Here is a 20,858-nt window from a genome sequence, read left to right as displayed (position 1 = left end):
ATCGGCCGCCGCCCGCTAGAGGGCGACGGCCGATCTTGCTCTGACCTGCGGTTATGCGGGACTACTTGTGCGAGGGACCGACCTTGACGGTGATCGTCGAGCCGCTGCGCGGCTCCTTGACGATCGAGATCCGGGTGTTCGTGTCAGGGACCTGAACGCTTCCGGTCTCGTTCTCCTTGTACCAGTAGGTGCCCTTGTGGTCGTCGAAGACCGGGATGCCGCGCTGCGACTTGACCCGGACCGGTGCGTCCGCGTTGTGCAGCGTGAAGGCGTCGGTCGCGTACCAGCTGAAGGGGGCGTCGAACGGCTGGATCTTGTTGCGCATGATCGTGCCGTCGGCCCACTTCAGGGGCTTGGCGTGCGCGTCGACCGGCAGGATCAGACCCTGGCCCGGGTGCTGCGACACGTTGTTGTCCTTCTGGGACTTGTCCCAGAGCCAGACGAGCAGACCGTTCTGGTACGGGTAGTGCTCGACCCAGTCCGGACGGGTCTTGGAGAAGCCGAAGTTGTACGGGCCGACCTTGAGGGTCTTGTCGTAGCTGACGTACTGGCGGTTCTCCGCGATGTAGTACTGCGGGTAGTCCTTGGTGAACGACTCGCCGACGCGGGAGAAGCCCTTGGCGGTCCAGCCGTTGTCGTCGCCCTCGGCGTTGTCCGTGAAGAGCGCGGCGCCGTCGGCGGTCACCGAGATGGTGTCCGCGGCGAAGCCGATGCCGCCCGCGCCGCCGTCGGTGGCGTAACGGAAGCGGACGTCGATCTTCTTGCCCGCGTACGCGTCCAGCGGGTACGAGAGCTTCTGGTACTTGCCGGAGACGTCGGTCAGGGCCGGCTTGTCACTGGCGTCGCGCGTGATCGCCTTGCCGTCGGCCGTGCCGTCGATCGCGGTCCAGCTGGTGCCACCGTTGTCCGACACCTCGGCGTAGAGGTAGTCGTAGTCCTTCTCGATGTCCCACCAGCCCGCGAGGTCCAGGGATGCCTTGGACTTGCCGGTCAGGTCGACCGAGCGGGTCAGGGTGTTGTTCAGGTTGTCGCCCATGTCGCTCCACCACTGCTTGGAGCCCTCCGCCGGCTTGGTGACGGCGGTGGTGACGGGCTTCTCGGGCAGCGTGACGACGAGCGCCTGCTTGTTCTTGGTGTTGTACTCCGAAACGCCCAGCTTGTGGGTGGACTTCGTCGAGGCCTTGGCCTCGGCGTAGTCGAGCCAGCCCAGCTGGAGCTTGTCCCAGGCGGTCATGTCGCCGGGCAGGTCACCGATCGAGTCCTTGCCGGTGCCGAGCCAGGAACCGGCCGACATCAGGGACCAGAAACCGACCGAGTTCTCGGCGGTGTTGGTGGTGTCGTAGAGGTCCGGCAGGCCCAGGTCGTGGCCGTACTCGTGGGCGAAGACGCCCAGGCCACCGTTCTCGGGCTGCGCGGTGTAGTCGCCGACCCAGATGCCGGTGTCACCGATCTGGGTGCCGCCCGCCTTGTTCTCGGCCGGGCCGGTCGCGCCGGCGTCGGTGCCGTAGGCGTACCAACGGTGGGCCCAGATGGCGTTCTTGCCCTCGGCGCCGCCACCCGCGGACTCGTCCTCACCGGCGTGGACGATCTGGAAGTGGTCGATGTAGCCGTCGGGCTCGTTGAAGTTGCCGTCACCGTCGTAGTCGTAACGGTCCCACTGGTCGTACTTGGCGAGGTCCGTCTTGATCTGCTCGGGCGTACGGCCCTGGGCCTTCTGATCGGCGGCCCAGGCGTTCACGCCGTCCTTGATCATGTCCCAGGCGTTGGCGCAGTTGGTCGCGCCGCAGTAGTTGGAGCCGTAACGGGCCTCGTTGTAAGGCACCTTGACCCAGTCGGAGACCTCGCCGTCGACCGAGTAGCGCCCGGAGGACGTCTTCTCGTAGTACGTCTTCAGCGAGTCCTTGCCGGCACCCTCACCGAAGTAGAGGTCCTGGAAGTGGGCCTGGTTGTAATCGGCCTGCCAGGCGGTGCTGTTGTCCTTCTTGGGGTCCGGCTTGGCTATCGTGTTGTGCAGCGGGCCGGGCGTGCCCCCGTACTTCGGGACGGCCGGCTTCGGGCCGTCGCCGTCCGGGTCGAACATGGTGGTGTTGTCGACCTTGTCGCCGAACTCCACCAGGATCGTGAAGATCTTGTCCGTCTTCTCGCGGCCGAGCTCGACGTACTTCTTGTCGTCGAGCTTGACGACCTTGGAGCCGCCCCGCTTCGAGATCTTCTTGTCGCCCGATATGACCTGCTCAAGAGCGGCCTGACGCTGTGCGTCCTGCTGCTCGCTGAACGGGCCCTTCAGGTCGTGCTCGTTGCCCTTGGCCGACCCCGGGTCACGGCGGTCGACGCTGGTGCTCTTGGCTCCCGGCGCCTTGTCGTCTGCCTGGGCCGTGGCGAAAGCCGACGCCGTGGCGGCAGTGGCGGCCATGGCCACGACAACCGCAGCGGCGCGAAGCGCCCGTCTGTTTGTGGTCACTTGATGCAGTCCTCCCCGGCACTCGCCGCTGCGGCCAGGGGGTGATGTGGGGCCGCGCGCGCGAATACGCGTCACAAGTGACGACATTCGACCGGAGTTACGCGAGAAAAGACAGATCTTGACTTGAACAGGCCAAGTGCACTATGTAGGAGAACGCTTCCGTTATCCGGACGTTCAACAAAGGCCAACCGGCGCGTCGTGGAACACGGTTGGAGCGGCAAATGACTCCGTGCGCCCCCTGTGCACCGGCACCGTGGGTTAGGCCACGCTTACCGGTGGCTCCGCTCGGGCATCCACCGTCGTAGAGTCGCTTGACAGTGCGACCGTGTTGAGAGACCGCCCATCCGATGCCCCGAGGACGGATACCGCCATGCCGCGTCCGACAGCCGCACAGCTCTCCTACGGTTCGGTCACCGTCATCTTCTCGACCCTCGCCATGCTGCTGCTCTCCCGTACGGGGTCGGGCCTCGGCATCGCCGTCATCGGGACCGCGGCGCTCGCGCTCGGTCTGCTGGTGGCCGTGACCGTACCCCAGCCGTCACGCGCGAAAACCGCGAAGCGGGCAGGTGCCCGCTCCGCGGTCCGGGTGAATCAGGACGCGGTCTCCGCGGCCGTCGAGGCCGAGGGCCTCGCCCGCGACGGGGACCGGGCCCCGGCATCGGCGCCCCGGGAAGTCGCGACGCGTCCCGCGGCCGCCTCGGACGAGCGCGTGAGCCGGCACTCCGTACGCCACTGAGCCACCGGGGCCGCACGACGGGGCCGGGAGCGCACGACGGGGCCGGGGCCGCGGGACGGCGTCAGTTGGTCTGGACGACCACCGTCTTCGCGGCCTTGTCCTGCAGGCCCTGCCGGTACGGCTTGTCCGTGAACATCAGCACGATGTTGATCAGCCACCACAGGCACGGGCAGCACAGCAGCGCCGGCAGCCACAGCACCACGGCCCGCAGGAACGAGGCACCGGTGTCCGGCACCCGGCCGTCGTTGAGCATCGCGACGCGCAGCTTCAACAGCCGCTTGCCGACGGTCCGGCCGTCCTTGTGCGTGAAGTACGTGTCGTAGGCGACGTACACGACCAGACCGATCAGCGACCAGATCAACTGGTGTCCGCTGTACGTCTGGCTGAAGACGTCGCCGATGTCGCCGCTGTTGCCGTTGTTGTCCGTCACCTCGACCGCACCGCCCCACGGCAGCGAGATCAGATACAGCGGGATCGAGATGATCAGGAAGTCGATCAGCCGGGCCAGGATGCGCTTGCCCGGCTCCGCGAGCGGCGGCATGCCGGCCAGCGGATCCGCACCGCCGTAGGGCCCACCGCCGCCGTAGGGGCCCGGATCGTACGGCGGCGGAGGCGGGGGCGGGGCGCTGTCGTACGGCGAGCCCGACGACGGCGGGGGCTCATGCGGCTTCTTGAGGAACGGGTCGTCCTCGGGCGGCTGACCGGACGTCGGCTGATCGTTGCTCATGGGGGCAGTGCACCCCGCCCCGGAGGCGCCCGCAACGGCTCAGGTGCGTTCGGGGGACGCCCGGCCCCGGCGGCCCTTCACCCGGTGGGCCGTCGGCCGACCGGGTGCGGTCAGCCCGCCACGAAGGTGTGTGCCGCCTTGTCGTGCCAGCACTGGCGCCACGGCCGGTCGATCAGGCACCACAGCGCGTTGACCACCCCGATCACCAGGATGCCCAGCACTCCGTAGACCAGCCATCGGCGCAGTGCGGCGCCGAAGGACGGGGCGCCGTGGGACTCGATGTCCCGCACTTCGAGCCCGCAGACCTTCTTGCCGAGGGTGCGCCCCCACTTGGCCGTCGGCAGCGCCTCCAGCAGGACCCCGAGTACGAGGAACGCGCCGAGCACCGCGCCGAACAGGCCGGCCGTGGTGGAGTCCACCAGCCAGACGGTGACCGTCTCACCGGAGAGCTTCGCCGCGTTGATCTTCTCGTCGATGTGGTCCAGCGCCTGCGAGACGAGCGGGAAGCCGATCGCGCCGACGAGCGCCATCAGCACGACGCTGTCGATCAGCCGGGCGGCGAACCGCTTGCCGAGCCCGGCGGGCCTGGCCGCCGCCTGGGCCTGCGCGAGCTGCTGGAAGGGGTCGTCGACCGGCGGCTTCCAGGGCACGACGGGCTGCTGCGACTGCTGGAGCTGCTGGGCCTGCTGTGGCTGTTGGGCCTGCTGCGGCTGGGGTCGGAGTTGGGGCTGCTGAGCCTGGAGCTGCGGCTGGGCCTGGAGCTGCGGTTGGTGCTGCTGCGCCGGAAGTTGGGGACGAACTGCCTGGGCGGGCGGCTGGGCGGGCTGATTGCCCTGCTGCGCCCAGGGGGCCGGGCTCTGAGCCCGCGCGGGGTCCTGCCCCTGTACGGGGTTCTGCTGTACGGGGTTCTGCTGTACGGGGTTCTGCGCCGGGGCGGAGGGCTGTGCGCCCGGCCCCGGGGCGATCGCACGCATCGCCATCGTCCCCTCCGATGCCGCTGGTTCGGACGTCCGGCGGGCCGGCGGACCGCCGCCCTGACCCACGGCCCGGATCGTGACCGTCCCGTCGGTGGGCGGGCGCCCCGCGTCGCCCGTGCCCGCATCCGTACCGCCGCCCGGGCGGCCCTGACGGCCGATCCGGATCGCAACGGTGTTCTCCGGCGCGGGAGAAGACGGCAAGGGGGAAGGGGCAGGGGCAGGTGTGGGAGTGGCGGCGGGCCGTCGCGGGTCCGGCGCGGGGGCGCGGTCGGCGGGGGCACGGACCGCCGGGACGCGATCGCCCGGCACCGGGTCGGCCGGGGCGCGGCCCGCGGGCGTACGCGGATCGCTCTGCCCGTCCGGCCGGCCCGGTTCGCCGTCCTGTCCGCCCGGTTGGCCGGGCTGCCCGGTGCCGCCCCAGGAGACCCGCCGGTCGTGTTCGCCGCCGAATCCGGTCTGCCGGGAGGCGTCGGCCTGCCAGGCGGTGGCCGGTTCGGGGCGGTCGCCCGCGTGCGGCCCCTCGTCCAGGAAGACCGGACCGGTCTCGTCCACCGGAGCCGGAGCCGGTACCGACGGCTGAGGCCGAGGCTGCGGCTGCGGCTCGGGCACCGGTGCGGAGGGCGCCTCTCCGGAGGGCGCCTCTCCGGAGGGCGCCGCGGACGTCGGCCCACCCTGCTCAGGGGCTGGGCGGCTCGTGCCTGGCACCCACGAAGTACCGTTCCAATACCGGACATATCCGGGAATGGACGGGTCGGGGTAGTACCCCTCGCGGGGGCTTTCGTCACCGGGTGCCGGGGTTGGGGCGCTCATCACCGTGGTCCCGTATCTCTTCGAGGCCTGAATGCAACGGGTCCACATCTACCAGACGCCCGCGTGCCCCTGGGCCACTCCAGGGGTTTGGGCCTCTTTCCCGTCGCCCGAAAATTTTTCTCGGAAGTCGCGTAATAGATGGCGTGGAGGGCGCTCTCTCCCTGTGCGGGCCGGTCATGGGACCGGTCCACAGGCACCGGAAGGACGCACTCATGCACACCACCGTGGAACGCGAGCTGGAACTCAAGCTGGTCCTGTCGCCCGAGCGCAGCATCCCCGTCCCCGCCCGTCTGACGTACCGGACGGAGGACCCGTACGCCGTGCACGTGGCCTTCCACATCGGCTCCGACTTCCCGGTGCACTGGACGTTCGCCCGCGATCTGCTGGTCGAGGGCGTGTTCCGGCCGTGCGGTCACGGGGATGTCCGGATCTGGCCGACCAAGGTCGACCGGCGCAACGTCATCTTCGTCGCGCTGACCTCGCCCGACGGGAACGCGCTCCTGGAGGTGCCGTCCGCCGCGGTGGCCGCCTGGGTGGAGCGGACGCTGCGGGTGGTCCCGCCCGGCACGGAGGCCGAGCGGCTCGGGATCGACGAGGGCCTCGCCGAGCTGCTCGCCCCGCTGCCGGCCGACGACCTGTGGATGCGCGACCCGTGGCCGTCCGACGAGTCGCAGGACGGCGAGGCGTGAGCGGGCGCCGTTCCGCCCGGCCGTCAGAACACCTTGCCGGGGTTGAGCAGCCCCAGCGGGTCGAACGCCTGCTTGATGCCCCGGTGCAGCTCGACGCTGACCTCGCCGAGCTCGCGCGCCAGCCACTCCTTCTTCAGGAGGCCGACGCCGTGCTCACCGGTGATCGTGCCGCCGAGCTCCAGGCCGAGCGCCATGATCTCGTCGAACGATTCGCGGGCCCGCCGGGACTCGTCGGCGTCGGTGTGGTCGAAGCAGACGACGGGGTGGGTGTTGCCGTCGCCCGCGTGCACGCAGACACCGATGGTCAGGTCGTACTTCTCGGCGACGGCAGCGGTGCCCTCCAGCATGGCGCCGAGCTTCGAGCGGGGTACGCAGACGTCGTCGATCATCGTGGCCGACTTGACGGTCTCCAGCGCGGTGAGCGACATCCGCCGGGCCTGGAGCAGCATTTCGGACTCGGCGGCGTCCTCGGCGGGGACCACGTCGGTGGCGCCCGCGGCGGTGCACAGCTCGGCGACGGCGGCCAGATCGGCCGACGGGTCCGGGGTGTCGAAGGCGGCGAGCAGGAGCGCCTCGGTGGTGTCGGGGAGGCCCATGTTGGCCATCTTGTTGACGGCCCGGACCGTTGTACGGTCCATCAGTTCGAGGAGTGACGGAGTGTGACCACGCTCCATGATCCGGCAGATCGCGTCGCAGGCGCTCGCCGCGCTCGGGAACTCCGCGGCCAGGACCAGCTGCTGCGGCGGCCGGGGCTTCAGCGCGAGCACGGCCTTGACGACGATGCCGAGGCTGCCCTCCGAGCCGACGAAGAGCCGGGTGAGGTCGTATCCGGCGACGCCCTTCGCCGTACGGCGGCCGGTGGTGAGCAGCCGCCCGTCGGCGAGCACGACCTCCAGGCCGAGTACGTACTCGGCGGTGACCCCGTACTTCACGCAGCACAGGCCGCCGGACGCGGTGCCGATGTTGCCGCCGATGGTGCACATCTCCCAGCTGGACGGGTCCGGCGGGTAATAGAGACCGTGCTCGTTGACCGCCCGGGACAGCACCGCGTTGACGACGCCCGGCTCGACGACGGCGATCCGGTCGACCGGGCTGATCTCCAGGATCCGGTCCATCTTCACCAGGGACAGCACGATGCAGCCGTCGGAGGCGTTGGCCGCGCCCGACAGGCCGGTACGGGCCCCCTGCGGGACGACCGGGACGCACAGGGCCGTGGCGGTGCGCATGACGTGCTGGACCTGCTCGACGGTGCGCGGGAGCACGACGACCGCGGGCGTGCCCGCCTCGCAGAAGCTCGCCATGTCGTGGGCGTACGAGGCGGTGACGTCGGAATCCGTGATCAGGGACTCGGCCGGCAGACCGGCACGAAGTTGTTCGAGAAGACCGTCCATGATCCAAGCGTGACACCCGGGCCCATTGGTGTGAACCCGTCTGCGGCGGCCTTCGCAAGGCGCGGTGTGCTCTTATTACTGACGCAGAGTGATCGGCATGGATGTCATGCCGCAGCAGCCTCCGCAGCCCCCCGATCCGAGCAGCCACCCACCCCTTGACGTCTCCGCCCCCTCCGCCCCTTCCGCCCCTGCCGCTTCTGTCGCCCCCGTCGGCGCCTCCGCGCTCTCCTCGCTCGTCGATCCGGAGTCGCTGGCCGAGCCCCCGCCGCTCTCGTTGCGTGCGACGCTGCGCCGGGCGGCCCTGGGCGTGGTGGCGGGTGCGGTGCTGGTGACGGGTGCGGTGGTGGCCGTTCCGGAGGACGGGAAGAAGGCGTCGCGGCCGCCCGTGCCCGGCCCGGTCTCGCGTGCGCTGAGGGCGACCGCCGCCGGTGCCCCGGCCTCGCTCTCCGATCTGACGGCGCTGATCGGGGACCGGCAGCAGTGGGTGGGCGCGCATCCGTCCGACGCGCGGTCCTGGGCGCTGCTGGGTACGGCCTACGTGGAGTGGGGGCGGCGTGCTGCGGACGCGGCGTACTACGGCCGGGCCGAGCAGGCGCTGAAGCGCTCACTGGACGTCCGGCCGGGTGAGAACGGGAACACGGCGGCCCTGGTGGGCCTCGCGGAGCTCGCCGATGCCCGGCACGACTTCGTCGCGGCGCGGAAGTGGGGCGAGACGGTGCGGGCGCGGGAGCCGAAGCAGTGGGCCGTGTATCCGGCGCTGATCGACGCGTACGGCGGGCTCGGGGACCACAAGGCCGTGAGTACGGCGGTGGAGCGCTTCGCGGCGCTGCGGGCGGGGGTTCCGGCGCTCGTGCAGACGGCACGGATGCACCTGGACCGCGGCCGGCCCGAGGACGCGCTGGCCGGCGCCAGGGCCGCGGCGGACCGGGCGACCACGCCCGCGCAGAAGGCGGAGTGCCTGCATCTGCTGGGCGAACTGGCCTGGGAGCGGGGCGAACCCGAGGAGGCGGTCGCGCAGTTCGGCGCGGCGCTGCGGACCGACCGGGCCCACCACGCGTCGCGCGCGGGCCGGGCCAGGGCGCTGGTGGCGCTCGGCCGTACGGACGAGGCCCGGCGCGACTACCGGGCGGCACTGGCGCAGCTCCCCCGGCCCGAATACCTGCTGGAGCTGGGCGAGCTGTACGAGTCGCTGGGGCTGGACGCGGAGGCCGACGAGCAGTACGCGCAGCTTCGCCGGGCGCTCGCCCGGGACGAGGGCCAGGGCGTGGACCACGCACTGCTGCGCGGCCGTTTCGAGGCCGATCACGGGGATCCGGCGGCGGCGGTCGAACTGCTGGACGCCGAGTGGGCGCGCTCGCACCGCAGCGCGGCGGTGGCGGACGCGCTGGGCTGGGCCCTGCACCGCTCCGGCGACCCGTCCGCCGCCCTGGAGTACGCGGCCCACGCGGTCGACACGGGTGGGCAGCACGCCTCGTACGCGTACCACCTGGGCGTGATCCAGAAGGCGTTGCGGGAGTACGGTCCGGCGCGCCGCAGTCTGGAGGCGGCCCTGCACACCAACCCCGGGTTCTCCCCCTTGGCCGGGCCCGCCGCCCAGAAGTCCCTGGACGATCTGACCTTTCCCCTGCCGGGCGGCCCGCCGGACATGCAGCCGGCCCCGGAGCCCGAGCCGGAACGGCCCGAAGCGCGGAGGCCGGCCCCGGGCTCCCCCTGACGGGGCCCGGGGCCGGTCGCGTGCCGATCCCGAGGGATCAGAGGCTGCCGATCCGAGGGATCAGAGGTTGCCGCGCTTCTCCTGCTCGCGCTCGATCGCCTCGAAGAGGGCCTTGAAGTTGCCCTTGCCGAAGCCCATCGAACCGTGGCGCTCGATCATCTCGAAGAAGACGGTCGGGCGGTCCTGGACCGGCTTGGTGAAGATCTGCAGCAGGTAGCCGTCCTCGTCGCGGTCGACGAGGATCTTCTGCTCGCGGAGGATCTCCACCGGCACGCGGGTCTCGCCCGCCCACTCGCCGAGGGTGTCGTAGTAGGAGTCGGGCGTGTCCAGGAACTGGACGCCCGCAGCGCGCATCGCCCGTACCGAGGCGACGATGTCGTTCGTGGCGAGCGCGATGTGCTGGACGCCGGCGCCGCCGTAGAACTCCAGGTACTCGTCGATCTGGGACTTCTTCTTGGCGATCGCCGGTTCGTTGATCGGGAACTTGACCTTGAGGGTGCCGTCGGCGACGACCTTCGACATGAGCGCGGAGTACTCGGTGGCGATGTCGTCGCCCACGAACTCCTTCATGTTGGTGAAGCCCATGACCTTGTTGTAGAAGCCGACCCACTCGTTCATCCGGCCGAGTTCCACGTTGCCGACGCAGTGGTCGATGGCCTGGAAGGTGCGCTTGGCGGACGGCTCGACGATCGGCGCGGCGGCGACGTAGCCGGGCAGGTAAGGGCCCTCGTAGCCGGTGCGCTCGACGAGGGTGTGGCGGGTCTTGCCGTACGTGGCGATCGCGGCGAGCACGACGGTGCCGTGCTCGTCCTTGACCTCGTGCGGCTCGTCGAGGCCGAGGGCGCCGTGCTCGACCGCGTACGCGTAGGCCGCTCGGGCGTCCGGGACCTCGATGGCCAGGTCGACGACGCCGTCGCCGTGCTCGGCCACATGGGCGTCGAGGAAGCGGCCGTGGTCGGTGGCGGCCTTGATGACGGAGGTGAAGACGAAACGGGCCGATCCGTTGGTCAGTACGTAACTCGCCGTCTCGCGGCTGCCGTTCTCCGGTCCGGAGTAGGCGACCAGCTTCATGCCGAACGCCGTCGAGTAGTAGTGCGCGGCCTGCTTGGCGTTGCCGACGGCGAAGACGACCGCGTCCATTCCCTTGACCGGGAAGGGGTCGGCCTGCCGGGCTGTTTCGGGGGTGGTGTGCAGAGTCTCAGTCATGTCCGAAGGCTCTCGCCGCTTCGCAAGGTGCGCAATAGTTCGCGAAATCACTGGGCAATCTGTATAGCGTATGGGGATGATGGGCGGGCTATCTGTACACGATGACCATCACGTCGACCCTTCGGAGCGGACCATGGCGATCGATCATCTGGACGGGCGGCTGATCGTGCTGCTGGCCCGTGAGCCCCGCATCGGCGTACTGGAAGCATCGCGCAGGCTCGGCGTGGCCCGCGGGACGGTGCAGGCCCGGCTCGACCGGCTTCAGTCGAATGGCGTCATCCGGGGATTCGGTCCGGCGGTCGATCCGGCGGCGCTGGGCTACCCCGTCACCGCGTTCGCCACCCTGGAGATCAAGCAGGGCCAAGGGGCCGACGTACGGGCCCACTTGACCGGTGTACCGGAGGTGCTGGAGCTGCACACCACCACCGGGCACGGCGACATGCTCTGCCGGCTCGTCGCGCGTTCCAACGCCGATCTCCAACGGGTCATCGACCGGGTTGTCGGTTTTGATGGCATTGTCCGGGCCTCCACGGCCATCGTCATGGAGAACCCGGTCCCGCTGCGGATCATCCCGCTCGTCGAGCAGGCCGCGGCGGACCACGACTGAGCCGAGGAGTGACGTGTGAGCTTCTGGGAGTACCTGGGCAACCGGCACCAACAGCTGCTCACCGACGCGTACCAGCATGTCAGCGCCGTGTTCCAGTGCATGGTGATCGCCACCGTGCTGGGCATCGTCATCGGGGTCGTCACCTACCGCAGCGGCTGGGCCGGGTCACTGGCCATCACCTCGACGGCGACGATCCTCACCATCCCCTCCCTCGCCGCGATCGGCCTGCTCATCCCGCTCGTCGGCCTCGGGGTCGCGCCCACCGTGATCACCCTGACGCTGTACGGGCTGCTGCCCATCGTCCGCAACTCCATCGTGGGGCTGCGCGGCGTCGATCCGGCGCTGGTCGACGCGGCGAAGGGCATCGGGATGTCCCGGCTGGCCCGGCTCTGCCGGGTGGAACTGCCGCTCGCCTGGCCGCCGATCCTCACCGGCATCCGGGTCTCCACCCAGATGCTGATGGGCATCGCCGCCATCGCCGCGTACGCCTCGGGCCCCGGCCTGGGCAACGAGATCTTCCGCGGCATCGCCTCGCTGGGCAGCGCCAACGCGCTCAACCAGGTCCTCGCGGGCACGCTCGGCATCGTCATCCTCGCCCTGCTCTTCGACGCCGCGTACGTACTGCTCGGGCGGCTCACCATCCCGAGGGGGATCCGTGTCTGAGACCGCCAACGGGAGCACCTCCGCCGGTAGCGCCGAAGCGGAGAGAACCACCTCCGGCGCCACCATCCAGCTGGAGGACCTGACCAAGCACTATCCGGGGAATCCGAACCCGGCGGTGGACAGCGTCTCGATGGACATCAAGGCCGGTGAGACGGTGATCTTCGTGGGCCCGTCCGGCTGCGGGAAGTCCACCACCCTGAAGATGATCAACCGGCTGATCGAGCCGTCGTCCGGGCGGATCAGGATCAACGACGAGGACGTCACCGACATCGACCCGGTGAAGCTGCGCCGCAAGATCGGCTACGCCATCCAGTCGTCCGGGCTCTTCCCGCACATGACGGTCGCCGAGAACATCGCCCTGGTACCGAAGATGGTCGGCTGGTCGAAGTCGAAGGTGAAGGACCGGGTCGAGGAGATGCTCGATCTGGTGGGGCTGGATCCGCGGGAGTTCCACGGGCGCTATCCCCGCGCGCTCTCCGGCGGTCAGCAGCAACGGGTGGGCGTGGCGCGGGCACTGGCGGCCGATCCGCCGGTGCTGCTGATGGACGAGCCGTTCGGCGCGGTCGACCCGATCACCCGTGACCACCTCCAGGACGAGCTGATCCGGCTCCAGCACGAACTGCACAAGACGATCGTCTTCGTCACCCACGACTTCGACGAGGCGATCAAGCTGGGTGACCGGATCGCGGTGCTGCGGGAGCGCTCGCACATCGCGCAGTTCGACACCCCGGAGGCCATCCTCACCAATCCGACGGACGACTTCGTCTCGGGTTTCGTCGGTGCCGGTGCGGCGCTGAAGCGGCTCAACCTCACCCGGGTACGCGATGTGGAGATGGCCGCGTTCCCCACGGTGACGGTCGACGACCCGCTCCAGTCGATCTTCAACAAGCTGCGCAGCGGCCCGCACAACGAGCTGTTGATGCTGGACCGCAGGAACCGCCCGTACAAGTGGCTGCGGCGCGGCGACCTGATGCGGGCCCGGGGTTCGCTGGCGCGGGCCGGGCAGCTGGTCCACGACACGGTGACGCGTGACGCGACGCTGCACGACGCGCTGGAGGCGGTGCTGACCGACAGCGGCGGGCGGGTCGCGGTGACCGGGCGGCGCGGCGAGTTCATCGGCGTCGTCGACATGCAGACCCTGATGAACTCCGTCCATGAACTGCTGGAGGCCGACCGGCTCGCCGCCATCGAGCACCAGCACGACCTGGAGGAGCTGCGCAGCCACCAGACCGAGGCGGAGCTGGAGGGCGGTGCGGGCGCATGACCCCCAACACACCGTTGAACCCCGAGTCCTCCCGCCGGGCGCGCTCCGGGCCCCCGGTGCCCTCCTCCGACAAGGACCGCCCGCCCGGCGAGCACGACGTCAAGGGCCATGCCTTCCGGGACGAGGAGGAGGAGCCGGCCCCGCCGCCGGCCGGTCCGCCGCGCCGGTTCACCTGGCGCAAGCTGGTGGTGATGCCGGTGGCGCTCGCGGTCGTGCTGGCCGTCACGTACCTGTGGATCACCAATGTCCATCTGGACTCGATCGCGCGGAACTCGCTGACCGGCGGCAATGTGCAGCTGCGCTGGTGGCAGCATGTGCGGCTGACCGCGATCTCGACGTTCTGGGTGCTGATCATCGCCATTCCGCTGGGGATCGCGCTGACCCGGCGCAGGCTGAGCAAGGGCGCCCCGGTGGTCACGGCGGTCGCCAACATCGGGCAGGCGACACCGGCGATCGGTCTGCTGGCCCTGCTGGTGATCTGGCTGGGCATCGGCCCGTCGACGGCGATCATCGGCATGGTGATCTACGCGGTGCTGCCGGTCTTCTCCAACACGGTGGCCGGCCTCAAGGCGATCGAACCCAATCTGGTCGAGGCCTCGCGCGGCATCGGCATGTCGGCGACGGGGACACTCACCAAGGTCGAACTGCCGCTGGCCGTACCGCTGATCCTGGCCGGCGTGCGTACGGCCCTGGTGCTCAACGTCGGCACGGCGACCCTGGCCACCTTCGTCGGCGGCGGCGGTCTCGGGGACCTGATCACCTCGGGCATCCAGACCCAGCGGATGCCGGTGCTGGTGCTCGGTTCGGTGCTGACGGTGGTGCTGGCGCTGCTGGTGGACTGGCTGGCCTCACTGGTCGAGGTGGCGCTGACACCGCGCGGACTGGAGGTGGGGCGATGACGGGCCCGCGGAAGGTGCGTGCCGGCCTGGTGGGGGCGGTGGCGCTGGCGCTGCTGCTCTCCGGGTGCGGGCTGAAGAGCGGCTCGCCGATGGTGGACGACGTGGTGCCGGGCTCGGTCGGCCGGGGGAAGCCGCTGGACGGTGCCTCGCTGACCGTCACCTCGAAGAACTTCAGCGAGAACATCATCCTGGGCCAGATGATCGGCCTGGTATTCAAGGCCGCCGGCGCGGAGGTCCTGGACCGGACGAACCTGCCCGGCTCGATCAGTGCGCGCGAGGCGATCGTCAAGGGCGACGCGGACGCGATGTACGAGTACACGGGCACCGGCTGGATCACGTACCTCGGCCATGCGAAGCCGATCCCCGACCCGCTGAAGCAGTGGACGGCGGTCCGGGACGAGGACCGCCGTACGGGGGTGACCTGGCTGACGCCGTCCACGCTCAACAACACCTACGCGCTCGCCATCAGCCGGAAGAACAACGCGAAGTACCACCTGAAGACGCTCTCCGACGTCGCGGCACTGGCGAAGAGGAACCCGTCGGCGGTGACGATCTGCGTGGAGAACGAGTTCGCCTCGCGCGACGACGGACTGCCGGGCATGGAGAAGGCGTACGGGATGTCGCTGCCGGCCGCCAACATCAAGAAGATGGACGCCGGGATCATCTACACCCAGGTCTCCAAGTCCAACTCCTGCCTGCTGGGCGAGGTGTTCACCACGGACGGCCGGATCAAGGCGATGGACCTCGAAGTGCTCGTGGACGACAAGCACTTCTTCCCCAACTACAACGCGGCACCGGTCATCCACACCAAGACCTTCGAGAAGTATCCGCAGATCGCCGGGCTGCTCGACCCGGTCAGCAGGAAGCTGACCACCGAGGTCGCCCAGGTGCTCAACGCCAAGGTGGACGTCGACGGGCAGGACCCGCACGAGGTGGCGAAGGACTGGCTGATCCAGGAGGGGTTCATCAAGCAGGGGTGAGCCGGGGAGCCGAGGGGACCGAGGGGACCGAGGGGACCGAGAAGCCTCGTCGCAAAGATCTTGTTGCAAAGATCCTGTTGCAAAGAAAGCTTTGTAACTCTACGGTCTACTCATGCCCGCAACAGAGGACGGCGCCGAGACGCCCGCCGACGCCGAGAACGCGCACGAAGCCGAGAACGTCCACAAGGTCGATGCCCGCACCCTGCGCGGGCTGGCCCATCCCCTGCGGCTGCGGCTGCTGGCCGCACTGCGGGAGTACGGCCCCGCCACCGCCTCCGGTCTCGCCGGCCGGCTCGGCGAGTCCAGCGGTGCCACCAGCTACCACCTCAGGCAGCTGGCGACATACGGCTTCGTCGAGGACGACCCGGAGCGCGGCAAGGGCCGCGAGCGCTGGTGGCGGGCCGCACACCGGGGCACCGTCTTCGACAGCGGCAGATTCCTGAGCCACCCCGACCCCGAGGTGCGCGGTGCGGTCAACGTCGTACTCCACGAGATGGCCACCGCGCACGCCCGGGAGGTGAACACCTGGATCGGCACCATGTCCGAGTGGCCCGAGGAGTGGCGCCAGAGCTGGGACATCAGCGATTTCCAGGTGCGCCTCACCCCGGACCTCGCCGAGGAGCTGATCGGGAAGGTCCACGAACTCATCGAGAGCTACCGCGGCCGGGTTCCCGAGGACGCCGAAGGATCGGCCAACGTTCGCAGCCATCTGCACCTCTTCCCGCGCCCCGCGGAATAACCAGCCCCTCCCGACCGGAAGGACATCGCCGTGCACTCCGACACACATCTGCTGCTGCACAGTCTGCGCGCCGCCGAACTACGGCGATGCGCAACGGAGTTCGGCCTGAAATCGACCGCACCGGGCGCCGATCTGCGCACCCGGCTGGGCTGGGCCCTCGTCGAGCTGGGGCTGCGCGTCCTGCCCCACCGGGCCGGCCACGCCCACGTCATACCCGGTCCGGCATGACCGGTCGGGGGGACCGCGGCCGCATCCCGCTCATCGCCGTACTGACCGCCAACTCCATATCCACGGCCGGTACTTCACTCACCCTGATCGGCGTCCCGTGGTTCGTGCTGGAGACCACGGGCAGTGCCGGCCGGGCCGGTGTCGTCGCCTTCTGCGCGACGCTGCCGATCGTCGTCTCCGCCGTGATCGGCGGGCCCGTCATCGACCGGATCGGGCGCCGCCGGGTGTCCGTCGGCTCCGACCTGGTGTGCGGCCTCGCCGTCGCCGCCATCCCGCTGCTGCACTACGCGGACGTCCTGGCCTTCTGGATGCTGTGCGCGCTGATGGCGGTCGGCGGACTCATGCACACCCCGGGCAACACCGCACGCTACGTACTGGTGCCGGATCTCGCCGAGCACGCCGGCACCACCCTCGCCCGCGCCGCCAGCCTCTTCGACGCCGTCTCGCGCGGCGCCCGGATGGTGGGGGCGGCGCTGGCCGGTGTGCTGATCGCGCTCGTCGGCGCGGAGACCGTACTGCTGCTGGACGCGGCGACGTTCCTGACGTCCGCGCTGCTCATCGCGGCAGGCGTACGAGGGGTGCGCGCGGCCGAGCCCCGGAAGGCCGTGGCGCCGGTCTCGCTGCGGGCGTACCGCACCGAACTGCGCGAGGGCTACGCCTACTTGCTGGGCAACCGGCTGCTGCTGACGGTCGTACTGATGGTGATGTTCATGAACGGCACCGATCAGGGCTGGTACGCCGTCCTGCTGCCGGTGCACGCCTCCGCCGAACTGGGCGGCGCCGGCGACATCGGGCTGCTCACCGCGCTGTTCGGCGCGGGCGGCCTGGCCGGGGCGCTGCTGTACGGGGCGGTCGGGCACCGCTTCTCGCGGTGGTCGGTGTTCACGGTGTGCGTGCTGCTGTGCGGCGCGCCCAGGTACGTGGTCGCGGCGCTGACCGGGACGACACTGCCGCTCGCCGTGACCATGGCGCTGAGCGGGCTCGCGGGCGGGGTGCTGAACCCGATCCTGACGACGGTGGTCTACGGAACGGTCCCCGACGAGCTGCGCAGCCGGGTCTCCGGGGTCCTCACGGCGGGCGGCGAACTGGCCATGCCGGTGGGCGGTCTCGCGGCCGGACTGCTGGTCGAGAGCGCGGGCGTGAAGGGCGCGCTGCTGGCGATGGGCGGGGTGTACCTGCTGGCGACACTGAGCCCGCTGGTGTTCCCGGTGTGGCGCACGATGGACGGTGCGGGGGCGGTGGCCGGACGTGCGTCCGTACCGTCGCAGGCGTCCGAGGAGATCAGCAGCTCGGGACCTTGTGCCCCTGCTCCAGCGCCCGGAGCGAGGACACCGCGCTCTTCAGGGTCGTGACCGGGATCAGTCGCAGCCCCTCGGGCAGCTCGGCGCCCGCCTCCCGGCACTCCGCCTTCGGCACGAGGAAGACGGTCGCCCCGTCGCGGCGCGCGGCCTGAGTCTTCAGCGACACCCCGCCGACCGCCCCGACCTTGCCGTTCGCCTCGATCGTGCCGGTGCCCGCGATGTTGCGGCCACCGGTGAGGTCGCCCCCGGAGCCGTCCCCGTCGAGCTTGTCGACGATGCCGAGCGCGAAGAACAGGCCGGCGCTGGGACCGCCCACATCGGCGAGGCTCAGGGTCACGTCCACCGAGCCGGGCTTCTTCCCGAGGTAGTTCAGTGCGGCGTCGACCGCGGAGTCCTGCGACTTCCGCATGTCGTCCAGGTTGTGCTTCTCGATCTCCTTCTCGGAGCCGCCGGTCGGGTAGACGGAGTCGCGGGGCAGCACCGCCCGGTCCGTACGGAACCAGCCGTCGATCACATCGCCGATGCCGACATCGGCGGTGGGCCCGGTCGCGAGGATCGTCGTCATCCGCAGCTCACCCTCGGTGGGCCGGGTCGGCGCGCCCTTGATGCTGATCACCGGCTTGCCGTGATCGTTCCCGAGCACGTTCGCGGTCGAGCCGGGCTGCGCCAGGGTGAACGGCAGCGGCGCGAAGGCGGCCACACCGAACAGGGCGAGTACGGGCAGGGCGCACAGGGCGAGGGCACGGGGACGCGAGAGACGAGGGAGCACCCGCCCAATCTAACCGCCGGAGCGGACACCCGGGCCGGGCGCCCCGTACCCGGCCCGGAGGCGTTTACGGCGTGGTACCCGGCCTGGGGGCGTTCACGGCGTGGTACCCGGCCTGGAGGCGTTCACGGCGTGGCACCCGGCCTGGGGGCGTTCACGGCGTGGCACCCGGTCCCGGGGCGTTCTACTGCGTGCGCCGGGTTCCCATCGACATGGCCAGGGCGACCACCCAGCCGATGAACGTCCAGCCGAGGAACAGGTTGATCACGAACACCGAGCCGGTGTTCACCCCGCGCCCCGCGGCGATGAAAAAGGGCAGGAAATACAACGGGATACCCACGATGACGAGAATCGTGAAAATAGAACCATCCATCGGAACCCCCCGGAACGGCCACGCGCTTCGGTCAAGGCGTGAGCCCCGAAAACATACGGCCCGGCCGGGCACCCGCCGAGACGTGATCCGGCCAGAAATCCGCCCCGCGGGCCGGTGGCGAGCGGCCCGCCGCGGGGCTCGCTACCGGAGCGCGTCCGCCACTTCCCGGGCCGCGTCCACCACACGGGGGCCGACGCGTTCGGGTACGGAGTCCGCGAGCATCACCACACCCACGCTGCCCTCGACACCGGTCACCCCGACCAGCGCGGCCGCGGCTCCGCTCGCCCCGGCCTCCAGCTCGCCGTGGGTGAGGGTGAAGGCGGTCTCGCCGACCGGCTTCTGGCGGGCGGCGAGGATCGCCCGGCCCGCGGCACCCCGGTCCAGCGGATGGCGGAAACCGGCCCGGTAGGCCACGTGGTAATCGGTCCAGGTCGGCTCGACCACCGCGACGGCCAGCGCGTCGCTGCCGTCGACCAGCGTGAGGTGGGCGGTGGCCCCGATGTCCTCGGCGAGCGAGCGCAACGCGGGCAGCGCGGCCTCGCGCACCAGCGGATGCACCTGGCGGCCCAGGCGCAGCACGCCCAGGCCCACTCGGGCCCGGCCGCCCAGATCCCGGCGTACCAGGGCGTGTTGTTCCAGGGTGGCGAGCAGACGGTAGACCACGGTCCGGTTGACCCCGAGTTTGTTGGACAACTCGGTGACGGTCAGGCCGTGGTCGGTGTCGGCAAGCAGTTTGAGGACCCTCAGGCCCCGGTCGAGCGTCTGGGAGGTTTCCGCGGTCACGACGCCCTCTCCTCTTTGATGAGCGGCAGCGGCTGATTCCCACGGAATGTGCGCCGCCGGTCCCAGCGGCGACGCACGGAGAGGCCGCCGGCCTGGCCAGGCACCGGCTGCGCCCCGCTGCGGCTCTGCCACGGGGCGTTCATTTTTTGGGACAGTAGCGAGCGAGTCCGCTCAGCGGAAGACCTCGTCCAGAATCCGGGCGTTGCCGGAAGGGGAGTTGGCTTGAAGCAGCATAAGCGCCGGTCAGCGGGGCGTCGGCCGGATCCTGGGGATCTACGCGCGTCCAGGTCGGCCGACGCCTTCGCGGCACTTCACGCACCGGAAGTGAACTGCCGTTAACTCACGGTGAACGACTGCTGCACAATTTTTCCGTTCACGAGCACTTCGCAGGCCCGGATCGACTTCGTCGCCCGGTCCCGGACGGTGAAGTCGAGGGCGAAGGTGCCGTCGAGTCCGATGACCCGGGTGACGTACGGGTCGGCGGTCTGCTTGCCGTCCGCGGTGCGGCCGGTCACCGAGACCGTGGCGACGGGGGCGAATCCCCGTCCGGTCACCTGGACCGTCGTGCCGACGGGCCCCTCGGGCGGCGAGAGGGCGAAGGACGGTCCGGCGGGAACGGTCCCGTCCTGGACGGTGAACGCCGCCGTCTCGGTACGGGGGTTGACGAGGACCTCCCGGACCCGGATGGCGACGGTGTCGGCGGCGTTGACCGTGAAGGTCTGCGAGAACGCCCCGTCCAGCCCCACCACCTTGGTCTTCACCGGGTCGGACGTCTGCGAGCCGTCGGCCCGCAGCCCGACGATGGACACGGTCGCGACCTTCGCGAAGCCCTGCCCGATGACGGTGACGGCGGTGCCCTTCGGACCGGCCGACGGGGTGAGCACGACGAAGGACGGGGCGACGGTCAGCGGGGTGAGCGCCTGCGCTCCCCCGGCGGTGACCTGGAGCGCGTACACGGCACGCGGGGTGGATCCGGCCACGGTGACCGTACCGGCGAGCGTTCCGTCGGCGCCGATCCGGAGGGTGGAGCCGCTGATCCGGGTGCTGTCGCAGGAACCGCCGTCGGCGGTGCAGAGGGATGCGGTGGGCGTGGTTCCGGACGGCCAGTCACCGCCGGAGAGGGCGATCGTTCCGCCCGGCCTGACCTTCGCCGCGCCCGCGGAGAGCGTCGCGGAGGCGTCGGTCACGGTGAACGGGGTGGTGAGCACGGTGGCCGGATCGTTTCCCTCGTCGACCTGGATCGCGGCGATGGCGGGGTCGGAGACGGTGAACTCGGCGCTGAACGTGCCGTCGGGGGTGCTCTTCACATAGACGGCGGTGTCGTCGAGCGTCGCCCCGCTCGCGTCCAGGCCGACGGTGTTGATCCACCGGTCCTGGAAATAGTTGCTGCCGGTGACGGAGATGACGCTGCCGACCGGTGCGCCGGAGCGGGAGAGCGCGATGGCCCGCGGCCCGCCGGGCACGTACGCCTTGACGGTCAGGGGCGCGGTCGCCTCCTTGGTGCCGTCGCCGACCTTCACCAGGTACGAGCCGTCGGGCACGGC

Annotated in this window: 20 protein-coding genes; 11 read left to right on the top strand and 9 right to left on the bottom strand. The window is 70.4% G+C overall.

Features of this window, described 5'->3' with window-relative positions; translation table 11 throughout:
- Nucleotides 1–61: 61 nt before the first annotated feature.
- Complete coding sequence (locus tag EES42_RS40945) at nucleotides 62–2,461, bottom strand: immune inhibitor A domain-containing protein (protein ID WP_206433857.1); 2,400 nt, start codon at nucleotides 2,459–2,461, stop codon at nucleotides 62–64.
- A 370-nt stretch (nucleotides 2,462–2,831) separates the two neighbouring features.
- Here EES42_RS40945 and EES42_RS40940 point away from each other — a divergent pair, with 370 nt between their 5' ends.
- On the top strand, nucleotides 2,832–3,197 hold the full coding sequence (locus EES42_RS40940; protein ID WP_124723294.1) for a hypothetical protein: 366 nt from the start codon (nucleotides 2,832–2,834) through the stop codon (nucleotides 3,195–3,197).
- Nucleotides 3,198–3,258: 61 nt separating this feature from the next.
- On the opposite strand, the gene EES42_RS40935 is transcribed toward EES42_RS40940, so the two are convergent.
- A complete protein-coding gene (locus EES42_RS40935; RefSeq protein WP_124723293.1) occupies nucleotides 3,259–3,924 on the bottom strand; it encodes an RDD family protein in 666 nt (221 codons plus the stop codon).
- Nucleotides 3,925–4,034: 110 nt separating this feature from the next.
- Complete coding sequence (locus EES42_RS40930; protein ID WP_124723292.1) at nucleotides 4,035–5,711, bottom strand: RDD family protein; 1,677 nt, start codon at nucleotides 5,709–5,711, stop codon at nucleotides 4,035–4,037.
- Nucleotides 5,712–5,923: 212 nt separating this feature from the next.
- Between EES42_RS40930 and EES42_RS40925 the strand changes: the two genes are divergently transcribed.
- Nucleotides 5,924–6,400 (top strand): SsgA family sporulation/cell division regulator, encoded by a 477-nt coding sequence (locus EES42_RS40925; protein WP_124723291.1) that lies wholly within the window; start codon nucleotides 5,924–5,926, stop codon nucleotides 6,398–6,400.
- 23 nt (nucleotides 6,401–6,423) lie between these two features.
- Here the strand turns inward: EES42_RS40925 and EES42_RS40920 are convergent, their stop codons facing one another.
- A complete protein-coding gene (locus EES42_RS40920; protein ID WP_124723290.1) occupies nucleotides 6,424–7,791 on the bottom strand; it encodes an FAD-binding oxidoreductase in 1,368 nt (455 codons plus the stop codon).
- A gap of 97 nt (nucleotides 7,792–7,888) precedes the next feature.
- On the opposite strand from EES42_RS40920, the gene EES42_RS40915 reads away from it, so the two are divergent.
- Nucleotides 7,889–9,505 (top strand): tetratricopeptide repeat protein, encoded by a 1,617-nt coding sequence (locus EES42_RS40915; protein WP_124723289.1) that lies wholly within the window; start codon nucleotides 7,889–7,891, stop codon nucleotides 9,503–9,505.
- A 60-nt stretch (nucleotides 9,506–9,565) separates the two neighbouring features.
- On the opposite strand, the gene hppD is transcribed toward EES42_RS40915, so the two are convergent.
- Nucleotides 9,566–10,711 carry a 4-hydroxyphenylpyruvate dioxygenase gene (hppD, locus tag EES42_RS40910; protein ID WP_124723288.1) on the bottom strand — a complete coding sequence of 382 codons (1,146 nt, stop codon included), beginning with the start codon at nucleotides 10,709–10,711 and terminating at the stop codon, nucleotides 9,566–9,568.
- A gap of 133 nt (nucleotides 10,712–10,844) precedes the next feature.
- On the opposite strand from hppD, the gene EES42_RS40905 reads away from it, so the two are divergent.
- The 8 genes from EES42_RS40905 to EES42_RS40870 all read left to right on the top strand — a co-directional run bounded on the left by EES42_RS40905 (nucleotide 10,845) and on the right by EES42_RS40870 (nucleotide 17,443).
- Complete coding sequence (locus tag EES42_RS40905; protein ID WP_124723287.1) at nucleotides 10,845–11,318, top strand: Lrp/AsnC family transcriptional regulator; 474 nt, start codon at nucleotides 10,845–10,847, stop codon at nucleotides 11,316–11,318.
- 15 nt (nucleotides 11,319–11,333) lie between these two features.
- Nucleotides 11,334–11,981 carry an ABC transporter permease gene (locus EES42_RS40900; RefSeq protein WP_124723286.1) on the top strand — a complete coding sequence of 216 codons (648 nt, stop codon included), beginning with the start codon at nucleotides 11,334–11,336 and terminating at the stop codon, nucleotides 11,979–11,981.
- Nucleotides 11,974–13,245 (top strand): ABC transporter ATP-binding protein, encoded by a 1,272-nt coding sequence (locus tag EES42_RS40895; RefSeq protein ID WP_124723285.1) that lies wholly within the window; start codon nucleotides 11,974–11,976, stop codon nucleotides 13,243–13,245. Before EES42_RS40900 ends, EES42_RS40895 begins: the two co-directional genes overlap by 8 nt.
- Complete coding sequence (locus EES42_RS40890; RefSeq protein WP_124723284.1) at nucleotides 13,242–14,144, top strand: ABC transporter permease; 903 nt, start codon at nucleotides 13,242–13,244, stop codon at nucleotides 14,142–14,144. Before EES42_RS40895 ends, EES42_RS40890 begins: the two co-directional genes overlap by 4 nt.
- Nucleotides 14,141–15,124, top strand: coding sequence for a glycine betaine ABC transporter substrate-binding protein (locus EES42_RS40885; RefSeq protein ID WP_124723283.1), 984 nt, complete (start codon nucleotides 14,141–14,143; stop codon nucleotides 15,122–15,124). The genes EES42_RS40890 and EES42_RS40885 overlap by 4 nt, the downstream gene beginning before the upstream one ends.
- A 112-nt stretch (nucleotides 15,125–15,236) precedes the next feature.
- Nucleotides 15,237–15,863: a winged helix-turn-helix domain-containing protein gene (locus tag EES42_RS40880; protein ID WP_124723282.1), complete on the top strand. Its 627-nt coding sequence runs from the start codon at nucleotides 15,237–15,239 to the stop codon at nucleotides 15,861–15,863.
- A 30-nt stretch (nucleotides 15,864–15,893) separates the two neighbouring features.
- Nucleotides 15,894–16,091 carry a hypothetical protein gene (locus EES42_RS40875; RefSeq protein WP_124723281.1) on the top strand — a complete coding sequence of 66 codons (198 nt, stop codon included), beginning with the start codon at nucleotides 15,894–15,896 and terminating at the stop codon, nucleotides 16,089–16,091.
- Complete coding sequence (locus EES42_RS40870; protein WP_124723280.1) at nucleotides 16,088–17,443, top strand: MFS transporter; 1,356 nt, start codon at nucleotides 16,088–16,090, stop codon at nucleotides 17,441–17,443. The genes EES42_RS40875 and EES42_RS40870 overlap by 4 nt, the downstream gene beginning before the upstream one ends.
- On the opposite strand, the gene EES42_RS40865 is transcribed toward EES42_RS40870, so the two are convergent.
- The 4 genes from EES42_RS40865 to EES42_RS40850 all read right to left on the bottom strand — a co-directional run.
- Nucleotides 17,373–18,161, bottom strand: a complete 789-nt coding sequence (locus tag EES42_RS40865; RefSeq protein WP_124723279.1) for a S16 family serine protease — start codon at nucleotides 18,159–18,161, stop codon at nucleotides 17,373–17,375. The two genes, EES42_RS40870 and EES42_RS40865, sit on opposite strands and share 71 nt — an antisense overlap.
- Nucleotides 18,162–18,342: 181 nt before the next feature.
- The gene (locus EES42_RS40860) at nucleotides 18,343–18,531 is read right to left on the bottom strand and encodes a superinfection immunity protein (protein ID WP_124723278.1); all 189 of its coding nucleotides are present in this window, start codon (nucleotides 18,529–18,531) and stop codon (nucleotides 18,343–18,345) included.
- A 141-nt stretch (nucleotides 18,532–18,672) separates the two neighbouring features.
- Complete coding sequence (locus EES42_RS40855) at nucleotides 18,673–19,314, bottom strand: IclR family transcriptional regulator (RefSeq protein ID WP_124723277.1); 642 nt, start codon at nucleotides 19,312–19,314, stop codon at nucleotides 18,673–18,675.
- A gap of 335 nt (nucleotides 19,315–19,649) precedes the next feature.
- Nucleotides 19,650–20,858: hypothetical protein (locus EES42_RS40850; protein WP_164495525.1), on the bottom strand; the 1,209-nt coding region annotated here is incomplete at its 5' end.

The organism is Streptomyces sp. ADI95-17 (assembly GCF_003846175.1).
GTDB classification, from domain to species: Bacteria; Actinomycetota; Actinomycetes; order Streptomycetales; family Streptomycetaceae; genus Streptomyces; species Streptomyces sanglieri.
Note: the sequence above shows the minus strand (reverse complement) of the source record. Positions and strands in the feature narration are given on the sequence as shown.